Annotated in this window: 18 protein-coding genes; 11 read left to right on the plus strand and 7 right to left on the minus strand. The window is 58.9% G+C overall.

What is annotated here, in order from left to right; genetic code table 11:
- Positions 1–69 precede the first annotated feature (69 nt).
- On the minus strand, positions 70–588 hold the full coding sequence (gene ompX, locus ACRAWE_RS12470) for an outer membrane protein OmpX (RefSeq protein ID WP_019454480.1): 519 nt from the start codon (positions 586–588) through the stop codon (positions 70–72).
- Positions 589–988: 400 nt separating this feature from the next.
- Between ompX and rhtA the strand changes: the two genes are divergently transcribed.
- Together rhtA and ACRAWE_RS12480 are read left to right on the plus strand one after the other, a co-directional pair.
- Complete coding sequence (rhtA, locus tag ACRAWE_RS12475; protein WP_019454481.1) at positions 989–1,876, plus strand: threonine/homoserine exporter RhtA; 888 nt, start codon at positions 989–991, stop codon at positions 1,874–1,876.
- 131 nt (positions 1,877–2,007) lie between these two features.
- The gene (locus tag ACRAWE_RS12480) at positions 2,008–2,475 is read left to right on the plus strand and encodes a YhcH/YjgK/YiaL family protein (RefSeq protein WP_063919023.1); all 468 of its coding nucleotides are present in this window, start codon (positions 2,008–2,010) and stop codon (positions 2,473–2,475) included.
- On the opposite strand, the gene ACRAWE_RS12485 is transcribed toward ACRAWE_RS12480, so the two are convergent.
- On the minus strand, positions 2,457–3,008 hold the full coding sequence (locus ACRAWE_RS12485; protein WP_019454483.1) for a shikimate kinase: 552 nt from the start codon (positions 3,006–3,008) through the stop codon (positions 2,457–2,459). The two genes, ACRAWE_RS12480 and ACRAWE_RS12485, sit on opposite strands and share 19 nt — an antisense overlap.
- A 368-nt stretch (positions 3,009–3,376) precedes the next feature.
- Here ACRAWE_RS12485 and dps point away from each other — a divergent pair, with 368 nt between their 5' ends.
- From dps to ybiO, 6 genes are all read left to right on the plus strand, one after another.
- Positions 3,377–3,880, plus strand: a complete 504-nt coding sequence (gene dps, locus ACRAWE_RS12490; protein ID WP_016928514.1) for a DNA starvation/stationary phase protection protein Dps — start codon at positions 3,377–3,379, stop codon at positions 3,878–3,880.
- Positions 3,881–4,022: 142 nt separating this feature from the next.
- On the plus strand, positions 4,023–4,289 hold the full coding sequence (locus tag ACRAWE_RS12495) for a DksA/TraR family C4-type zinc finger protein (protein WP_019454484.1): 267 nt from the start codon (positions 4,023–4,025) through the stop codon (positions 4,287–4,289).
- A 338-nt stretch (positions 4,290–4,627) separates the two neighbouring features.
- A complete protein-coding gene (gene glnH / locus ACRAWE_RS12500) occupies positions 4,628–5,371 on the plus strand; it encodes a glutamine ABC transporter substrate-binding protein GlnH (protein ID WP_019454486.1) in 744 nt (247 codons plus the stop codon).
- 103 nt (positions 5,372–5,474) lie between these two features.
- Positions 5,475–6,134 (plus strand): glutamine ABC transporter permease GlnP, encoded by a 660-nt coding sequence (glnP, locus tag ACRAWE_RS12505; protein ID WP_019454487.1) that lies wholly within the window; start codon positions 5,475–5,477, stop codon positions 6,132–6,134.
- Positions 6,131–6,853: a glutamine ABC transporter ATP-binding protein GlnQ gene (glnQ, locus tag ACRAWE_RS12510; RefSeq protein WP_025159986.1), complete on the plus strand. Its 723-nt coding sequence runs from the start codon at positions 6,131–6,133 to the stop codon at positions 6,851–6,853. Before glnP ends, glnQ begins: the two co-directional genes overlap by 4 nt.
- A gap of 153 nt (positions 6,854–7,006) precedes the next feature.
- Positions 7,007–9,232 (plus strand): mechanosensitive channel protein, encoded by a 2,226-nt coding sequence (ybiO, locus tag ACRAWE_RS12515; RefSeq protein ID WP_154746785.1) that lies wholly within the window; start codon positions 7,007–7,009, stop codon positions 9,230–9,232.
- Here the strand turns inward: ybiO and ACRAWE_RS12520 are convergent.
- From ACRAWE_RS12520 to rlmF, 5 genes are all read right to left on the minus strand, one after another.
- Entirely contained in the window at positions 9,229–10,239 is a 1,011-nt protein-coding gene (locus ACRAWE_RS12520) for an alpha/beta hydrolase family protein (RefSeq protein WP_432525423.1), read from the minus strand. The genes ybiO and ACRAWE_RS12520 overlap by 4 nt on opposite strands.
- Positions 10,227–10,865 (minus strand): GNAT family N-acetyltransferase, encoded by a 639-nt coding sequence (locus ACRAWE_RS12525; RefSeq protein WP_063919020.1) that lies wholly within the window; start codon positions 10,863–10,865, stop codon positions 10,227–10,229. Before ACRAWE_RS12525 ends, ACRAWE_RS12520 begins: the two co-directional genes overlap by 13 nt.
- Positions 10,866–10,876: 11 nt before the next feature.
- A complete protein-coding gene (locus ACRAWE_RS12530) occupies positions 10,877–11,446 on the minus strand; it encodes a TetR/AcrR family transcriptional regulator (RefSeq protein ID WP_019454624.1) in 570 nt (189 codons plus the stop codon).
- A gap of 182 nt (positions 11,447–11,628) precedes the next feature.
- Positions 11,629–12,933, minus strand: coding sequence for a methyl-accepting chemotaxis protein (locus ACRAWE_RS12535; protein ID WP_154746782.1), 1,305 nt, complete (start codon positions 12,931–12,933; stop codon positions 11,629–11,631).
- Between the two features lie 293 nt (positions 12,934–13,226).
- Complete coding sequence (gene rlmF, locus ACRAWE_RS12540; RefSeq protein WP_019454626.1) at positions 13,227–14,192, minus strand: 23S rRNA (adenine(1618)-N(6))-methyltransferase RlmF; 966 nt, start codon at positions 14,190–14,192, stop codon at positions 13,227–13,229.
- Positions 14,193–14,310: 118 nt separating this feature from the next.
- Here rlmF and ACRAWE_RS12545 point away from each other — a divergent pair, with 118 nt between their 5' ends.
- The 3 genes from ACRAWE_RS12545 (at position 14,311) to ACRAWE_RS12555 (ending at position 16,292) form a co-directional block, all read left to right on the plus strand.
- On the plus strand, positions 14,311–14,940 hold the full coding sequence (locus tag ACRAWE_RS12545; protein ID WP_019454627.1) for a flavin reductase family protein: 630 nt from the start codon (positions 14,311–14,313) through the stop codon (positions 14,938–14,940).
- Positions 14,941–15,107: 167 nt separating this feature from the next.
- Positions 15,108–15,368, plus strand: a complete 261-nt coding sequence (gene bhsA, locus ACRAWE_RS12550; RefSeq protein ID WP_060432705.1) for a multiple stress resistance protein BhsA — start codon at positions 15,108–15,110, stop codon at positions 15,366–15,368.
- 288 nt (positions 15,369–15,656) lie between these two features.
- Complete coding sequence (locus tag ACRAWE_RS12555; RefSeq protein ID WP_004939270.1) at positions 15,657–16,292, plus strand: carbonic anhydrase; 636 nt, start codon at positions 15,657–15,659, stop codon at positions 16,290–16,292.
- Positions 16,293–16,314 lie beyond the last annotated feature (22 nt).

Here is a 16,314-nt window from a genome sequence, read left to right on the forward strand (position 1 = left end):
CCGGAGGCGGATTTTTTATCGAGTGCGGCAAAGCTTGCCGCAGGTTCATGCCCGCAGGCACGAACACACTTAGAAGCGGTAGCCTACGCCAACGTTCCAGGTGCCAACGTCAACGCTGCGAATGCGGTTCTGCTCGTAACCAACATCCAGGGCAACGTTCTCGATTGGGTTGAACTGCAGACCGGCACCGTAGGTGAAGCCGTAGTCAGCGGTGTCGTGACGAGAAGTGCCGTTCTGAGCGTTGGTAGTGAATTTACCGTAACCCAGGCCAACCAGACCGTAGATGCTCGCCCAGTCATTGATGCGGTATGCTGGACCGGCAGAGATAGAGTTGTACTGAGCTTTGTTGTAGAAACCGTCCTGAGAACCGTCCTTTTCCAGGTGGGTAAAGGAACCGATTACGCCCAGTGGGTTGTTGTCGAACTCGTAACGGTATTTCAGGTTGAAACCGTCGGCCTTGTTAGCAACGCCTTGGAAATCACCCTGCGCATAGCCAGCGGATACGGTGCTCTGACCAGCGAATGCGGTACCTGCGCTAACTGCTAATACGCAAGCTGCTACTGCGGAAAGACATGCAATTTTTTTCATAACCACCTCAAACGCGTTTTATTATTAAGTACATCCATTTGTTCATGCTTTGAAAATATAACAAAAATTAGCGTGAAACTCTGCCTTGAAATGAGTGTCTAATGCTTTATATCGTGTAACAGAAGATTTCAAGAACAGTGTATCCTCTTCTTTTCGCTCTATTTTCGGCCGTATTCTACGGCTTTCTGTGACAAAAATCACCTATTTAATATCCAGATAATTCTTAAGAAAAAGCGCACTTTTTGACCAAATTCGCCACATCTCATCCGAGGATCGGCGGATTTCACCGCGATACGCGCTTTTCTCAGACAGATTTTCGTCATTTCATTTACACTGCTCGCATCCCCGTTTCGACCGTTTTCTCAAGGCTGAGGAACGGCGCATAAAAGGCCCGTTAAGGATGTCGTTATCTACTTCCGGCAGAGCGCCCTCCGCGCTGCTGCCTATCTGTTTATTAATCATCGCCATGGTGTCGATCCAGAGCGGCGCCTCGTTGGCCAAAAGCCTGTTCCCGATCGTGGGCGCGGAAGGCATCACCACGCTGCGTCTTTTCCTCGGCACCCTGATTTTGTTCATTATCTTCCGCCCGTGGCGCATGCGCATCACCGCCGGCAGCCGCTTGCCGCTGCTGATCTACGGCCTGTCGCTCGGCGCGATGAACTACTTGTTCTATCTGTCGTTGCGCACGGTGCCGCTCGGCATCGCCGTGGCGCTGGAGTTCACCGGCCCGCTGGCGGTGGCCATGTTTTCGTCGCGGCGACCGATCGACTTCCTGTGGGTGGCACTGGCGATCGCCGGGCTGTGGTTCCTGCTGCCGCTCGGCCACGGCGTGGCCGGGATCGATCCGTTCGGCGCCGCCTGCGCGCTCGGGGCCGGCGCCTGCTGGGCGGTCTATATTATCTTCGGTCAGAAGGCCGGCGGCGATCACGGCCCCGGCACGGTGGCGCTCGGCTCGCTGATCGCCGCGCTGGTGTTCTGCCCGATCGGCGCGTGGCAAACCGGCGCCGCACTGTTCAACATCGATATTCTGCCGGTGGCGCTGGCGGTGGCGGTTCTCTCCACCGCGCTGCCTTACTCGCTGGAGATTATCGCCCTGCCCAAAATCCCGGCGCGCACCTTCGGCACCCTGATGAGCCTGGAACCGGCGATGGCGGCGCTGTCCGGCATGCTGTTCCTCGGCGAACACCTGAGTGGCGTGCAATGGCTGGCGCTGGCGGCCATCATCGCCGCCTCCATGGGCTCCACCCTGACCATCCGTCCTAAACCACGCCTCGAAAGCCTTTCCTGAGCGCCTGCTCGCCTGCATACCGCAACGCCGGGAATGCAGGCGGGTTAACTGTTTTCCGCGAGACAAGCCGGCATACTTCCTCTTGGCCTGCACGCAGGCTATTTGGACTTTCGCTCACATGGAGAATAACAGTGATTCACAACAGCCTGTTCAACCCCCGCTTCGGCCGTGGACTCGCGCCGGCGCTGGTTTCAACCCTGACCGAGTTGCGCCGATGCGACCTGCCCGAACTGGCACCGGGACGACACCCGATCGACGGCGACAGCATCTTTATGGACGTGATGACTCTGACCACGGTAGCGGCGGCGGAGAAACAGGCCGAAATGCAGCAGGAGTACATTACTCTGCACCTGCTGATCAGCGGCGAAGAGCGCATCGAATACGGTCTGGCGGGCGACGGACATCGCGAACATCCCCACGCGGAAAACGGCGACCTGCTGCTGCTGGACATCAAACGCCACCCGCAAACGCTGCATATGACACACGGCATGTTCGCGATTTTTTTCCAGATGGAGCCATACAAAGCCGGCTGCTTGTGGCAGCAGCCGCAGCAAATTAAGAAAGCGGTGGTGAAAATCCATCACCGACTGCTGCTGTGAGTCTGCCTCAGCGCCCGTAGAAAATCGGCGGTCTGGCGGGGTGAACGCAAGCGCACGAAACGGTGCCCGACATCGTCTCGGGCCATCTCCGCCAGGTATTTTCGCCGGTTTTTGGCATAGGTGCGGATCGTCCAGAGCACAATCGACTCGCGGCTGAAAAAAGAGCGGCGGAAGCTCTCCCGATTGCCGGTGCCCGGCCACAGCTCGCTTTTGCTGGCCGCACGCCGGCACGCGCGGCGCACGGCTTGCCACAGCGTGCGGCAGAAACCGTAGTCCAGCCACAGGATATAGTCGACCTCGCGCCACTTGATTGGCTGCGAACGGCTGTAGTTGCCATCCAGCACCCAACCCTCCCCCGCTTCAGCCAGCGTCTGCTCAACCCGCGCCAGAAACGCGTCATCGGGCGTTCCCTGCCACTCGGGCCGCCAATAGAGCCTGTCCATCTCGATATAGGGAACGCCAAGCCGTTCCGCAAGTTGGCGCGCCAGGGTGCTTTTACCGCTGCCGCTGGTGCCGACGACGTTAATTTTCATCACTCGCCAATATAAAGAATGGGGATAATCTCACTACTGTAACGGCATCAATGGCGGCTATCAATCTGAATCGGCTTAAATTTAACACCACGATAACAAGACGGGTATTCCCCTGAGCTCAGTGTGCTCAATGAAAATAAGATAACCCAGAAAAACCGTCACCTGGGTAAATAATAATTACGGCACAGTAAAAATAAAATAACAATATAATTCAATGCATTAATAAAAAACAAAATCCGAGTAAAAATATTTACACCAGGCTATTCCTATTTGTGCAATAGCCATTTTCGTACGGCAAAAATAAATCCTCCTGCTATAATGGATCCCGTAACGAAATAGGACAACGACTAATCAAGAGGATATCTGATATGAGTACCGCTAAACTGGTGAAAACGAAATCTTCTGATCTGCTGTATACACGTAACGATCTGGACGAAAAAATCAAACTGGCCGCCATTAAGGCGCTGAACCATCAGGTCGTGCAATTCATCGATCTCTCGTTGATCACCAAACAGGCGCATTGGAACATGCGCGGCGCAAACTTCATCGCGGTTCATGAAATGCTGGACGGCTTCCGCACCGCCATCATCGAGCACCAGGACACCTTCGCCGAGCGCGTAGTGCAACTGGGCGGCGTGGCGCTGGGCACGGTCCAGGTCGTTAACGATCGGACGCCGCTGAAAAGCTACCCGACCAATATCCACAGCGTGCAAGAGCACCTGAAAGCGCTGGCCGATCGCTATGGCGCGGTAGCGAACGACATCCGTAAAGCCATTACCGAAGTGGAAGACGAAGACACCGCCGATATGTTCACCGCCGCCTCACGCGATCTGGACAAGTTCCTGTGGTTCATCGAATCCAACATCGAATAACGCCATAAGGCGTTACAGACCGCCTCTCATCGCGGGAAAAACAGGCTGGGCTCTTGCCCGGCCTGTTTTCTTTTACACGACCGTTGCATTGTACAAAAAACGCCCCATATTAACCCTAAGGTAACCTGGTAAGGAGGTCATGATGGCTAACGGTTGGGCGGCGGACGGCGCCGTACAAGATCAGATTGATTCCACCGTCGACGATGCGGTGCAGCGCGCGCGTGGTGCGCTTGGGCACGGCGAAAGCGAACGCTATTGTCAGGAATGTGGGGAAGCGATCCCCGAAGCGCGCCGCAAGGCGCTAGCCGGCGTCCGTTTTTGCCTGGCCTGCCAGGCCGAGCAGGACAAAAAACACGCGGCCAACGGCCTGTACAACCGGCGCGGCAGCAAAGACAGCCAGTTGCGCTAGCATTATCTGCTCCCCTTTTCCCCCTCTCGCGGCCCCGCTTGCACCGTCAGTGCTTCATGAAAGTTAGAGTTAGTTATCAATATTGAAGCAAAAAGGTTAAAGATCGGTTGTTTCACAGCCAAAATTTGGTTAATGATAGCCCCGTGCACCAAGATAATTCTTACGCACCATTTCGGTGCCTCATTGTGGTGCATAACCATAACAATTCGCCTGACCGGCACAACATCACGCAATAACTCTTTGTTTTTATAGTAGTTGAAAACATGGCACGATTTTTTCATGGCACCAACTGCAATATAAAAAATGGGTAATCCGCAACCTGTACAGGAATTCCTCTCATGAAGTCGATTTTTAAAGTCTCCCTGGCCGCACTCTCTCTGGCCTTTGCCGTAAGTTCCCACGCAGCAGACAAACTGGTGGTCGCCACCGACACCGCTTTCGTTCCTTTTGAGTTCAAGCAAGGCGACAAATACGTCGGCTTCGACATCGATCTGTGGGCCGCCGTCGCCAAAGAGCTGAAGCTGGACTACACCCTGAAGCCAATGGACTTCGGCGGCATCATTCCGGCGCTGCAGACCAAAAACGTCGATCTGGCGTTGGCCGGCATCACCATCACCGATGAACGCAAGAAAGCCATCGACTTCTCCGACGGCTACTACAAAAGCGGCCTGCTGGTGATGGTCAATGCCGACAACAACAGCGTGAAGAGCATCGACGATCTCAACGGTAAAGTGGTGGCGGTGAAGAGCGGCACCGGCTCGGTGGACTACGCCAAGCAGCACATCAAAACCAAGGACCTGCGTCAGTTCCCTAACATCGACAACGCCTACATGGAGCTGGGCACCAAGCGCGCCGATGCGGTGCTGCACGACACGCCAAACATCCTATACTTCATTAAGACGGCCGGCGCGGGCAAGTTCAAAACCGTAGGCGATTCGCTGGAAGCACAGCAGTATGGCATCGCCTTCCCTAAAGGCAGCGACGCGCTGCGCGAGAAGGTGAACGGCGCGCTGAAAACCCTGCGCGAGAACGGCACCTATAACGAGATCTACAAGAAGTGGTTCGGCACCGAACCTAAGTAAGCTGTGAATTTCGCAAGTTATTAACTTAAGCACAGGGGGTCGCTTAACCCCCTGCGCTTCGTTGTATCTGATGCCCACGTTTGGGATCACCGGGAGAAATATCATGCAGTTCGACTGGAGCGCCATCTGGCCCGCCATTCCTATCTTGTTAGAGGGCGCCAAAATGACCCTGTGGATTTCGGTCCTCGGTCTGATTGGCGGCCTGATCATCGGCCTCGTCGCCGGCTTTGCCCGCACCTACGGCGGTTGGATCGCCAACCACATCGCGTTGGTGTTTATCGAAGTGATCCGCGGCACGCCAATCGTGGTGCAGGTGATGTTCATCTACTTCGCCCTACCGATGGCATTTAGCGACTTGCGCATCGACCCGTTCACTGCGGCGGTGGTGACCATCATGATCAACTCCGGCGCCTACATCGCGGAAATCACCCGCGGCGCGGTGCTGTCGATTCATAACGGTTTCCGCGAAGCCGGCCTGGCGCTCGGCCTGTCGCGCCGCGAAACCATCCGCTATGTCATTATGCCGCTGGCGCTGCGCCGCATGCTGCCGCCGCTGGGCAACCAGTGGATCATCAGCATCAAAGACACCTCGCTGTTCATCGTGATCGGCGTGGCGGAACTGACCCGTCAGGGTCAGGAAATTATTGCCGGTAACTTCCGTGCGCTGGAAATCTGGAGCGCCGTGGCGGTTATCTATCTGATTATTACCCTGGTGCTGAGCTTCGTGCTGCGTCGTCTGGAAAGAAGGATGAAAATCCTGTGATTGAATTTAAAAACGTCTCCAAGCATTTTGGCCAAACCCAGGTGCTGCACAACATCGATTTGAAGATCGACAAAGGCGAAGTGGTGGTGATCATCGGGCCGTCCGGCTCCGGCAAATCCACCCTGCTGCGCTGCATCAACAAGCTGGAAGAGGTCACCAGCGGCGATCTGATCGTCGACGGCCTGAAAGCCAACGATCCGAAAGTGGACGACCGGCTGATCCGCCAGGAAGCCGGCATGGTGTTCCAGCAGTTCTACCTGTTCCCGCACCTGACGGCGCTGGAAAACGTCGCCTTCGGCCCGATTCGCGTGCGTGGCGCGAAGAAGTCCGATGCGGAAAAACTGGCGCGCGAGCTGCTGGCCAAGGTCGGTCTGGCGGAACGCGCCCATCACTACCCGTCCGAACTGTCGGGCGGCCAGCAGCAGCGTGTGGCGATCGCGCGCGCGCTGGCGGTGAAGCCGAAAATGATGCTGTTCGACGAGCCGACCTCCGCGCTCGATCCGGAGCTGCGCCACGAAGTGCTGAAGGTGATGCAGGATCTGGCCGAGGAAGGCATGACGATGGTTATCGTCACCCACGAAGTCGGCTTTGCCGAAAAAGTGGCGTCGCGCCTGATCTTTATCGACAAAGGCCGGATTGCCGAAGACGGCAACCCGCACGATCTTATCAACCATCCGCCGAGCCCGCGCCTGCGGGAGTTCCTGCAACACGTATCCTGATCCCGGCGGATTAATGGCGGGCGCGCCGCGCGCCCGCCGCTTTCATTCCGCACGCTCTCCCACGCATCATCGCGCTTCCTTTCCTACTATATTCATTGTTTTCATCGTATTGCTCTGACATCCGCCGATCACAGAACGCCAAAGAGAGGAACAATGCCGCCAAACGCATACTCCCGACGAGGTTCTCATCTGCGAGAACATCTGCTTTTCCTGCTGCTGTCGCTGACCCTGAGCGTCTTCGCGCCACCGGCCCTGGCGCAAAATGCGCCGCCCGCCCCCGCCGACAAGAGCGAGCAGCAGAAGGCCGCCTATGCCGCGCTGGCCGATCTGCTGCAAGACGACCAGGCGCGCGCGGCCCTCATCAACCATCTGAAACAGGCCGCCGGTGACGCCCCCGCCGCCGCGCCGGCCGCCCAGGAGGCATCGACGCCGGCCACGCTGAGCGACAGCTTGAACTCGCTGGCGCAGGAAGGCATCGGCACCTTTAACCAGAAGCTCGGCGCGCTGCAAAAGCTGATCGATTCCGGCCCGAAGCGCGTTTTCAATCCCGCCGGCTTTTTCCGCGCGCTGGGCTACTTTCTGCTGACGGTGGCGGTCACCTTTGCCCTGTTCCATCTGATCCGGCGGCTGATCGCGCCGCTGTACAAACGCATGGGCAGTTGGGGACACAACGCGCGGCTGCAGCGCGGCCCATGGTATAAGCGCCCCGCCGCCATTCTCGGCGCTTTCGCCATCGATCTGCTGGTGCTGCTGCTGGCGCTGGCGGCGGGCAACCTGTTCGCCCGCCACGTCCACGCCGACAGCGCCACCATTTTGCGGCTGCAGACCCTGTTTCTCAGCGCTTTCGCGGTGATTGAATTCTTCAAGGCGGTGCTGCGACTGATTTTCGCCCCCGGCTTCGACTATCTGCGCCCCTTTCCTTTCAGCGACCAGAGCGCGCGCTACTGGAACACCCGCCTCGCCTGGCTCAGCGGCCTGATCGGCTATGGCCTGATGGTGGTGGTGCCGGTGGTGGCGGTGCAGATCAGCTACCCGGCCGCCGCCGCCGTCAACCTGGTGGTGATGCTGGCGCTGACGCTGTATGCCATCTGGCTAATCCTGCATAACCGCAAGCCGATACAGCAACAGATCAATCTGCTGGCCGAGCGGTCGATGGCGTTTTTCAGCGTGATCCTGCGCGGCCTGGGGCATATCTGGCACCTGCTGGCGATCGCCTATTTTCTGGTGTTGTTCGTGCTGTCGCAGTTCGACATCGGCAACAGCCTGCGCTTTATGATGAGCGCCACGGTGAAAAGCCTGCTGGTGATCGGCGTCGGCGCCCTGCTGTCCGGCATGCTGACCCGCTGGATTTTTCGCCGCATTTCGCTGCCGAGCGACGTCAATCTGCGCTACCCGATGCTCGAGCGGCGCATCAATTCCTATATCCCCAACGGGCTGAAGATACTGCGGGTGATGGTAGTGCTGGCGGTGACGCTGTTCCTGCTCGACGCCTGGCACCTGATCAACCTGTACCAGTGGGCGGGCAGCGAAAATGGCCAGCGGGCGCTCGGCGGGCTGGTGCATATCCTGCTGATCCTGCTGATCGCCGTGTTCAGCTGGACGCTGATGGCCAGCATGATCGAGCATCGCCTGGCGCTGGAGCTGAGCAACGGCGTGCGGCCGAGCGCGCGCGAACGCACGCTGTTGACGCTGTTTCGCAACGTGCTGGCTATCGTTATCAGCACCATCACCGTGATGATCGTGCTGTCGCAGGTAGGGCTCAATATCGCGCCGCTGCTGGCGGGCGCCGGCGCGCTGGGGCTGGCCATCAGCTTCGGTGCCCAGACGCTGGTGAAAGACGTGATCACCGGCGTGTTCATCCAGTTCGAAAACGGCATGAACACCGGCGAATACGTCACCGTCAGCGGCATCACCGGCACCGTGGAGCGCATGACCATCCGCTCGATCGGCCTGCGCGACGACTACGGCGTCTATCACATCGTGCCGTACTCGTCGATCGCCACGCTGGCCAACTATGCCCGTGAGTTCGGGGTATACCGCGCCAACTACACCGTCAGCCGCGACGAGGACATCGATCGGGTCAACGAGGTGTTGCATCAGGCCATCGCGGCGCTGAAGCAGGATGAACAAGTGAAGCATTTCCTGATTGGCGAGCCGGTCTTCAACGGCGTGGTGGCGCTGGGCGATCGCTCGTTCACCACCCGCGTGACGGTGCGCACGCAGGCGCTGAAACAGTGGGTGGTGCAATACGCCCTCGATCGGCTGGTGAAAATCCATTTCGATCGGGCCGGCATCGGCATGCCGCAACAGGCGATGCAGATCTCTCGCGCGCCGCAGCCGCATGAAGAACAGACACCGCCCGCGGCTCCCGGCGGTTAGCGCCCTCTGCCGCAGGGCTGGGCGGCCAGGAAGGCCGCCACGTCCTGCCGGTAGGCATCGTATTGCACCGAGCGCGGGGCAAACAGGCCAACCGCGTTGATCAGCCACGGATGGCGGGCGAACAGCGGCTTGACCATCACGTGATCGGCCTCGTCGATGCGCGTCACCGTCAGCAGCGAGGCGGGGATCCTCTGCCGGTACACCCGCTCGGTTTCGTCCGCGTCCACGTTGACGTCACGGCCGCCCAGAATCAGGTGCACCGGCGTGTTGAAATAGCGCAGTCCCGCCGTCGCGTCGCTGGCCATGTTGGCACGAATAAAGCGCCAGCGGTCGGCGCTCAATGGGGCGCCGCCGTCATGGTCACGGCGGTACTGCGCGTAGCCGTCCGGCTGTTCGAGCAGCGTTTGGATATGGCGCCAGTGCGCCTCGCGCGCCTGGATCAGCGCCTCATCATCCCCTGCCGCCGCCATCGCCGCCCGGGTGTTATAACGCCCCTGCCGCAGCCAGTTGATCGCCGGCGAGAGCGCAAGCGTGAAAGCAATGTCAGGCCGCAAGCGCGCCACCTCCGGCATCACCCAACCCGCCTGGCTGGCGCCCCACAGCCCCACGCAGCGCGCATCGAAACGCCCGTCCCGCCGGGCCCAATCGATGATATCGGCGGTTTCCCGCGCGCGATCCGCCATGGTCTGATGCAGCCAGTTGCCGCCGGAGCCGCCAACGCCCGGCTTATCGAAGGATAAAACCGCGTAGCCCTGCTGCGCCATCGTCTCCCAAATGGCGTAGTAACCTTCGTCGCGGCTGGCGTTGGCCGGCCCATCACCGTGCACGAACACCACGACGCCGGGTTTGACTGGCGCATGCTGCGGCAGCACCAGCGTGCCGGTCAACCGATTGCCGCCGGCGGTCACCGTCACAGGCTCGGTGACGAAGCGAAAATCATTGACGTAAATTATCCAGCCAAGCACCGCCAGGAGCAGCGCCACGATGAACAGCCCTATTTTTCGCACCTCGCCTCCCCGCAGCGTCTCTCCATCAATACCCAGTCGGCCTGGCCGAACAGCAGCCCCAGCGAAGCGTAGTGCTCTTCACGCCGCACCTGAAAACCGCAGCGTTGATACAAACGCTGCGCATCGACGTTGCGCCGGCTGACGTGCAAACTCAGACGCCGGCCCGCGCCCGGTCCGGCGGCATAATCGTTCATCCACTGCAGCAGTCGCTTGCCTACCCCTTTACCGCGCTGACTCTCCGCCACCGCCAGATAAGAGAGATACAGCTCATCGGCCGCCGGAGTATGCTGCAATACCGCAATTTGCAGATACATGCGCCACACGTTCAGCCAGCCGTAGCAGCGGCATAGCCGCCAAATCGGCAATGCGCGCGGGCGCGGCCCGGCGTCGCCCTCTGCCGCGGCCGCATTGAGGGCAAAGGCCGCCACCACCTGCTCATCCTGTTTCACTACGAAGCTGCGCTCCCGGCTGCCGCTTTGCTTCCAGCTCCACAACCGATAAAACAGACGCCACTGCCGGCGGGCGCTCAAACGGCGCGCACGCTGGAACTTGTCGCAGAACGCGGCGTAGATCAACGCCGCCGTTTGCAGGCGGTCAGCGTCGCGATACGGCTCAATGTGCAGCATATCAACCTCGACTAAGGATGCCGGTAGAGCAGCTGTTCCAGCAGCCGCACCGGCGTGGTCTCCTCCGGCGAAGGCGACGCAAAGATCGCCTGCCGCCAGGCCTGACTTTCGATCACGTCCAGCACCAGTTGCGCGAGCGCTAACGGCGCGACCGCCGGTGCGATCTCGCCGGTTTGCTGAGCCTCGGCGATCGTCGTCGCCAGCGCCTCAATCAGCTGCCGCTGGTTGGCGCTGAACGGCTCGGCCAACGCCGGGTTGCGCCCCACTTCGGCCACGATCTCAGCCGACAGCTGTACATTGCCGGGGGCAGAGACAAAGGCGTGATAGGCGGTAAAAAAGGCCGACAGCGCCTGTTTCGGCCGTTTTCTGTCCCCCTGCAATCCGGCGGCGAGCTCGGTGAATACGTCGTTCTCAAGCAGCGCAATTTCGCCGATCAGCGCTTCCTTGCCGGTAAAGTGGTTATAGAGGTTGCCGACGCTGACGCCCGCCGCCTGTGCGATATCCCGCATGCTGGTCTGGTGAAATCCCTTATCGGTAAAGCTGTGCAGCGCGGCGTCGACAATCTTTTCTCGGTTTCCCATCGGCAGCTCCGAAACGGTGAAAGGGGCGCCTGGCGCCACAAATGAATATAAATTAATGAACGAACGTTCGTTCACTTTTAAGCATAGCATAGGATGGCAACGTTGAACCGCAGCTCAACGGCGCAGAGATCGGAGGGAGGGGACAAATGCCGCCCCGTTTTCAGGGGCGGCGTCCGGCAAACTCAGTGCAGCGCGTCGCCCTGCTTCACCGAAGTAAACGCCTGCATCAGCTTCACGACGTCATGCATGCCGATGTTGACCTGGTTAATCACTTCTCCGGCGTCATGGGTCAATGCCACACCGCCGCCGGCCTGTTCCACGCAGGTCGCCATGCCGGCGATCGCCGCCGCCACGCCTTGCTGGATAGACTTGGTCATGCGTTCGATCTCGGTCGCCGCCTTGCGCGATTGTTCCGCCAGCGTGCGTACCTCGTTGGCCACCACCGCAAAGCCGCGCCCGTGCTCACCGGCGTGGGCGGCTTCGATGGAGGCGTTAATCGCCAGCAGGTTGGTTTGGGCGGCAATTTTACGAATGGCTTCGACGATGGTGCCAATCTGCTGAGAGCATTGGCCCAGTTCGGTGATCACCGCCGACGTTTCACGCGCCGCCGCTTCAACCTGCTGCATGCCCTGCACCGCCTGCTGCACGATCGCCGCGCCCTGCGCCGCCTGCCGATCGGTATCGAGCGACAGGTGATGGGCGCTGCGCACCATTTCTTCTTCATGCTGCTGCTGTTGCATCAGCCGAGTGATGTCCTGAGCAATCTTCACCACCTTCACCACCTGACCTTCGTTGTCGAGGATCGGGTTATAGCTGGCCTCCAGCCATACTCGCTCACCGCGCCGATTGATGCGTTCAAAACGCCCGGTGATAAACTCGCCGCGCGCCAGACGCTGCCAGTGCCGCCGATAGTCGTCGGAAGCGACGAACTCCGGCAGGCACAGCACCGCATGCGACTGCCCACGCGCCTCGTCCAGCCGATAACCCATCAGCGCCAGCATATTGTCGTTGGCGCTGACAATGGTGCCCTGCGGCGTAAAAGAGATCATCGCCATCGATCGATTCAGCGCCGCCAGCAGGCTGCGATGTTCCTGCGCCTGGGTCACTCGCTCGGTCACTTCGCTGGCGATCTTGACGATTTCCACCACCTTACCCTGTTTATTCAGTACCGGCGCGTAAGTGCCCTGCAGCCATACCGCCTCGCCGTTTTTCGCGATGCGCTTTATGGTGTCCGTGATGGGTTGCCCCTGATTCAGCGTCTCCCAATGTTTGCGATACAGCGGGCTGGCGACATAGTTCGGATCGCAGAAAATACGGTGATGCTGGCCTATCACGTCATCACGCTGAAATCCCAGCGTGCTGAGAAAAAGATCGTTGGCGCGCAATACCCTGCCCTCTGGCGAGAATACGATCATTGGCACGGCGTGTTCTATCGCGCTCAGTTCGGCGCCGGTGTGGGTAGTTAACTGACTGAATCGTAACAGCATAAGGTGTAGTCCTTGTGGCAGATGATGGCGCTTTTCTTATTTTCCTGGCCACATGCCGCGCCCACACGCAGACGTGCCATTGCGGAAGGAGCGGGCAACGCCGATCCTTCTGGTTATTGCTATTAACCGGATTAAATTTATTTATTCAGTAAAGTAATTATTCGATTTTAAATAAACCAACAGACTAAGATTTTTATTATTAAACTCGTATTGAGAATAACGTAAGCCATGAAAATTGAAAGGTAAAATGCGGATTTTTGTCGGCGCCGACAGGATAGCCGGCGCCGGAAGGATTAACGCCAGCGTTCGGCCGCCCAGGCGGCCTGTTGCTCGGCGTCATGGAAGGTCCAGGCGACGAAGCGGCTGATCTTCTGCCCTTGCGCCATCTCGATGGTGCGCACCTCGGCCGCGCCCGCCACCTTCAGCGCATGGTAGATGGCCGGCAGCGTAGTGTTCTTTGAGATAAGCGAGGTGAACCACAGGCAGTTGTTGGCCTTGCCGACGCTCTCTTCCACCATCTTGCGCACAAAGGCCTCTTCGCCGCCTTCGCACCACAGCTCGTTGTTCTTGCCGCCGAAGTTTTGTACCGGCTTGTCGGCCACTTCCCCTTTGCCCAACTTATGCAGCTTGCGGCGGGTGCTGGCGCGCGCTTCCTGTTCAGAGGCATGGAACGGCGGGTTGCACAGGGTGGCGTCGAATTTCTCGGCCGCGCCGATAATGCCGGTAAAAATAAGCTCCGGCTGTTTCTGCAGCCGCAGACGCACGCTGTTGCGCAGCGTCGGGTTCATCTCGACGATCATTTTGGCCGAGTTGAGCGACACCGGATCGATTTCGGATCCGGTGAAACGCCAACCGTATTCGCGCAGGCCGACGATCGGGTAGATGCAGTTGGCGCCGACGCCGACGTCGAGGATCGCCACGCCCTTGCCGCGTGGGATCTCACCGCCGTTGCTGGTCGCCAACAGGTCCGCCAGGTGATGCAGATAGTCGGCACGGCCGGGGATCGGCGGGCACAGGTAATCAGCCGGAATATCCCAGTGTTCGATGCCGTAAAAGTGTTGCAGCAACGCACGGTTGAGCATTTTCACCGCCGCCGGATCGGCGAAGTCCACCGAGACATCGCCCCAGGCGTTCGGTTTTACGAACGGCGCCAGCGCCGGGCAGCTGGCGATCAGCGCCGGGAAGTCGTAGCGCGAACGATGACGGTTGCGCGGATGCAGGCCGCTTTTCTGCTGCGGGAAGGTTTTCTTTTTTTCCACCGTGACGGGCTCTCTTGAAGGTATTTCCGGCGCGTAAGATAACACATCCGGCCCGCAATGGCGCAGCGGCGGGAAACCCGGCACAATGAAAGCTTCATCGATTGCCACAGGGTCCCCCATGAGCCGTGAATCTCGTTATTATTATGAACCCGCCGCCGGCCACGGCCTACCGCACGATCCGCTGAACGCTATCGTCGGCCCGCGTCCGATCGGCTGGATATCTTCCCGCAGCGCCGCCGGCCAGCGCAATCTGGCGCCCTACAGCTTTTTCAACTGCTTCAACTACCGTCCGCCGATCATCGGTTTCGCCAGCACCGGCTGGAAAGACAGCGTGGCGAATATCGTGGAAACCGGCGAGTTCGTCTGGAACCTGGCGACGCGCCCGCTGGCGGAAGCGATGAACAACAGTGCCATCAACCTGCCGCGCGGCGAGGACGAATTCGCCTTCGCCGGCGTTACGCCGCTGCCCGGGCGGCGGGTCAAAGCCGAACGCGTGGCGGAAAGCCCGGTGAACTTCGAATGCCGGTTGACCCAGTGCATTCAGCTGCAAACCGCCGATGGCGCACAGGTGGAAACCTGGCTGGTGTTGGGCGAAGTGGTGGCGGTGCATCTCGACCCGGCGCTGCTGGACGAACACGGCGTGTATCAGACCGCCGCCGCCGAACCTATCCTGCGCGCCGGCGGCCCGACCGCCTACTACGGCATTTCGGAACAGCACCGGTTCGACCTGACGCGCCCGATGCGCTGATCGTCTCCCCCGTTTATGCAGAAGATGAACGGGGGAATTAACAATCAAAAAATCTGAATAAAACAGTCAACACTCTCCGATTTCATCCCGCCTGTCACTGCGCAATAATCTTCCCATCGAAAGGCAAACCCCTTTCTCCCTAATTCACTTTGACAGGAATGACCAACATGAAAACCATCAAAACTTTTGCTGCCGCTATCGCCCTGGCTACCGTTTCTTTCACCACTTTCGCCGCTGAACACGTCAGCGCCCAGGATGCCGCCCAATTCGAAAAAGCCGGCGTGATCGTCGCCAGCGGCGCGACCGACCTGAGCAGCCTGACCTCTCAGCTGGCCGCCAAAGCCGATGCCGCAGGCGCCAAGGCTTTCACCATCACCTCTACCAGCGGCAATAACCTGATGCACGCGACCGCGGTTATCTACAAATAATCCTTGCCCCAGTCGTCAGAAAGCCCGTCGGATATGACTCCGGCGGGCTTTTTTTATGTTTGCGTGCCTCGGCGCTGAATGGGTACGACAGCGCGCGCCTGGCCGTCCGCACTATCGACAACCCACGCGCAAACGAGCCGGGTCATGTTGCCGAAAATCGGCAGAAACCCTGTATTCAATGGGGTTTGCAGGGTGGCTTGAGCACACATTTTTTACCTAGCCATTGCTGGACTAACGGGGAAGGATGATTAATCATGTTACGCAGACTACAGATGCAGAGAGCGTTGTATGCAACATATCATTGAAGGTTTCCTCAGTTTCCAGAAAGAGATTTTCCCACAGCGTAAGGAACTGTTTCGCAGCCTTGCCTCCAGCCAGAATCCTAAAGCGCTTTTTATCTCCTGTTCTGACAGCCGTCTGGTGCCCGAGCTGGTGACCCAGCAAGAACCGGGGCAACTTTTCGTTATCCGCAACGCAGGCAACATCGTCCCTTCCTTTGGCCCGGAGCCGGGCGGGGTATCCGCGACCATCGAGTATGCCGTTGTGGCGCTGGGCGTGACTGATATCGTTATCTGCGGCCACTCAAACTGCGGCGCCATGAAAGCCATCGCTTCCTGTCAGTGCCTCGATCCGATGCCGGCCGTGGCCCACTGGCTACACTATGCCGATGCGGCAAAAGCGGTGGTCGAGAAGAAAACCTGGAATAGCGAAACAGACAAAGTTAACGCTATGGTTGAAGAGAACGTTATAGCTCAGCTAAATAATATCAAAACCCATCCTTCTGTGGCTGTGGGTCTGCGCAACAGCGGGCTGCGCCTGCACGGCTGGGTCTATGACATCGAAAGCGGCGAAATTCGCACGCTGGACAGAAACACCAAGAGCTTCGTGTCTCTGGCAGATAATCCCGACGTCTATTTCGAATAACATAGCGTCCGGTTTAGCCATT

Origin of the sequence: Serratia sp. BFP-2025 (assembly GCF_050880365.1) — a bacterium.
GTDB classification, from domain to species: Bacteria; Pseudomonadota; Gammaproteobacteria; order Enterobacterales; family Enterobacteriaceae; genus Serratia; species Serratia surfactantfaciens.